Below are 2,371 nucleotides of genomic sequence, written 5' to 3' on the forward strand. Positions count from 1 at the left end.
AGACGCCCTGCCCGTGACCTGCCTGCCCTATGACGACCGCATCGAAATCCCCGATGGCTTCCGCGCCGAAATCCTCGCGCCCGAACATCCGATCCTGAAGGGGATCACGGGCGAGTGGCCGCTGCTGCTCGGCGCCAACGAAGTCGAACCCCGGCCCGGCGCCGAGGTCCTCGCCCGCCTGCCGGCCGAGGAAGGCGGGTTTCCGCTTCTTGTGACCGGAACGCACGGGCGCGGCCGCACCGCGGTCTGGACCTCCGACATCGGGCCGCATTGGGTTCCGAACGACTTCGTCGCCTGGAGCGGCTACGGCATGCTGTGGCGCAACCTCCTCGCCTGGCTCTCGGATTCCGCCCAGTGACCCCCACCGGCGTCTCGGCCCGCCTTCGGGCTGAAAATATAGATGTGTGGGAAGCGATGCAGACGCATCGCTTCGTCACCGAAATCGAGCAGGACCGCTTGCCGGCGGACGTGCTCGCTCGCTATTTCATCTTCGAGCACAGCTTTGTGGAAACCGCCGTCACCATCTTCGGTCATGCGCTGCTGAAGGCGCCAGCCTTCGCCCAGCGACGGCGCCTGATCGCAACCTTGCATGCACTCTCCGAAGCCCAGCTGGTCTGGTTCCAGGACTGTTTCGCGGGGCTCGGTCTCGTCGAGACGAACCAGCCGATGCCCTCCGCCGTGCAGGATTTCGCACGCGGCATGCAGAGGATTGCGGAGGATGGTACCTACCCCGACATCGTGACCATCATGCTGGCGGCCGAATGGATGTATGGCACCTGGTGCAGCCGCGCCAACCAGCATCCGAGCCGAGAGCCCTGGCTCGAAGCCTGGGTGCGGCTGCATGCCGAACCAGAGTTCCTGAATGGTGCGGCATGGTTGCGCGCCGAGGTGGACCGGGAAGGTGCGGCCATGGACGAGGACGGTCGCGCCCGGCTTTCCATGCTCTTTCGCCGCGCCCTCGAACTCGAAATAGACTTTCACAGCGCTGCCTACGACAGCTCCTGGCCGGTGCCGCGTAGCGAGGAGACGGCATAATGCCCGCCAAACCTGTTTTCCGACCCAAACCGCATGCGCTCGAAGCGATCTTCGGGCGACGCAAGGTAGTAATCGGGGTCATCCATTCCCGCGCCCTGCCCGGCTCCCCGGCCTATGAAGGCGAGAGCATGGATAGCATCATCGGCTACGCGGTGGAGGAAGCACGCCGCTACGAAGCCGGCCGACTGGACGGGCTGATCGTCGAAAACCATGGCGACATTCCCTTCGCCAAGCCGGACCAGCTGGGGCCGGAAACGGCAGCCTCCATGGCCGTGATGACGGATGCCGTGCGCCGCGCGAGCACGCTTCCCGTCGGCGTCAACGTGCTCGCCAATGGCGCGATCCAGGCCCTTGCCATCGCCAAAGCCGCAGGCGCTGCCTTCGTCCGTGTCAATCAATGGACGAATGCCTATGTCGCGAATGAGGGATTGATGGACGGCCCCGCCGGCCAGGCCATGCGCTACCGCGCCTGGCTGCATGCCCGCAGCGTCAAGGTCTTCGCCGATGTTCACGTGAAGCACGGCGCCCATGCCATTACGGCTGACCGGTCCATCCCCGAACTCGCCCGCGATGCTGAATTCTTCGACGCCGATGTTGCCATCGCGACTGGCCAGCGCACCGGGGACGCCGCAACGCCGGAGGAGATCCGGGCCATCGGCGCTGGTTGCAGCCTGCCCGTGGTCATTGGTTCCGGTGTCATGCCCGAAAATGTCGGCTCCATCCTCGACATCGCGGATGGCGTGATCATCGCGAGCTATCTGAAGCGCGATGGTGTCTGGTGGAACGAGGTCGACCCCGAGCGGGTGCGCGTCTTCATGGCCGAGGCAGATCGCGTTCGGGCATGAGCCGGGTCTTCGTTCTGGGCAATGCCGGCTTCGACCTGTCGCTCGGCATGGCGCGCCTGCCCGCGCCAGGCGAGACATTGGTCGCGGAGAGCGTCGCCCGCGCGCCTGGCGGCAAGGGCCTCAATCAGGCGGTGGTTGCCGGGCGGGCTGGCGCCAATGTCCGCTTCGCCGCCCCCCTCGGGGACGATGCGGATGGCGCGCAGCTCTCCGGTATCCTTGCGGCCGAACCCCTCGCCTTCCAGGCCCTCGCGGTGCCGGCGCCCACGGATTTGTCGGTCATCATGGTGACCCCCGAGGGCGAGAATTGCATCGCCACTGCGGGCCTCGCCGCCGATGCGCTGAGTGCCGCGGAGGCTGCGTCCTTCGCTGGCCAGACAGGGCCGGAAGATTGGCTGCTGTTACAAGGCAATCTCTCGCTCCCCGCAACCGAGGCCGCTCTTCGGGCCAACAGCGCGCGCGTTATTCTCAATACCGCTCCACTTCGCTGGCCG

At 66.3% G+C, this 2,371-nt stretch carries 4 protein-coding genes; all 4 read left to right on the top strand.

The features are described from left to right. Positions 1 to 358, top strand: a 358-nt coding sequence (locus tag VL752_RS19850) for a glutamine amidotransferase (RefSeq protein ID WP_325357954.1), incomplete at its 5' end; no start/stop codon positions are given. Then, on the top strand, positions 355 to 1,035 hold the full coding sequence (locus tag VL752_RS19855; RefSeq protein WP_325357956.1) for a TenA family protein: 681 nt from the start codon (positions 355 to 357) through the stop codon (positions 1,033 to 1,035). The genes VL752_RS19850 and VL752_RS19855, both read left to right, overlap by 4 nt. Continuing rightward, on the top strand, positions 1,035 to 1,880 hold the full coding sequence (locus tag VL752_RS19860; protein WP_325357958.1) for a BtpA/SgcQ family protein: 846 nt from the start codon (positions 1,035 to 1,037) through the stop codon (positions 1,878 to 1,880). The genes VL752_RS19855 and VL752_RS19860 overlap by 1 nt, the downstream gene beginning before the upstream one ends. After that, positions 1,877 to 2,371: PfkB family carbohydrate kinase (locus tag VL752_RS19865; RefSeq protein WP_325357960.1), on the top strand; the 495-nt coding region annotated here is incomplete at its 3' end. The genes VL752_RS19860 and VL752_RS19865, both read left to right, overlap by 4 nt.

This window comes from Acidisoma sp., from assembly GCF_035492295.1.
In the GTDB taxonomy this organism is placed as follows: domain Bacteria; phylum Pseudomonadota; class Alphaproteobacteria; order Acetobacterales; family Acetobacteraceae; genus Acidisoma.

Bases quoted from the DNA above. Each gene is read 5' to 3' on its own strand.
- VL752_RS19860 (WP_325357958.1), top strand. From the start codon at position 1,035: ATGCCCGCCAAACCTGTTTTCCGACCCAAACCGCATGCGCTCGAAGCG.